The organism is Vibrio owensii CAIM 1854 = LMG 25443 (genome assembly GCF_000817815.1).
Lineage (GTDB): Bacteria > Pseudomonadota > Gammaproteobacteria > Enterobacterales > Vibrionaceae > Vibrio > Vibrio owensii.
Window position 1 is genome coordinate 1 of record NZ_JPRD01000107.1, and the last position, 412, is coordinate 412.

Annotated in this window: 1 pseudogene; it reads left to right on the forward strand. The window is 46.8% G+C overall.

The window, feature by feature from the left end:
* Positions 1 to 412: pseudogene (locus tag H735_RS31285) on the forward strand (HD domain-containing phosphohydrolase); the annotation flags it as partial.

Below are 412 nucleotides of genomic sequence, written 5' to 3' on the forward strand. Positions count from 1 at the left end.
TGGTTGAGCTTATCAACCAAGCGATCGCGGCAATTTCACCAGAACAAAAAGTAGCGTTGCAAGAGAAGTGGCTCAAACCTCATCAATGGAGGGGGAGTTTTGCTCCGTATCCAGAGGTCTACGAGTTGGCGATTCAGAAGGACAAACACGACCTAATGAACAAAGTGACCATTGATGGTGAAAGTCGATTCCTCTATCTCACTAAGTTGCATTCTACTCGTGGTACGAGCGATTACTTTGCTGTGGTCGTTTCTGGTCAAGTAGTGACTGATGCGGTGACAAGTCGATTGTCTAAAGCGATTGCTATTACGGCGTTCGCAATGATGATTCTCTTCCCATTGGCGTGGAGAGTGGGTTCGCCAATTGTGCGCCCAATTGTTGCGCTGCGAAAAGAGACCATCAAAATCAAAGA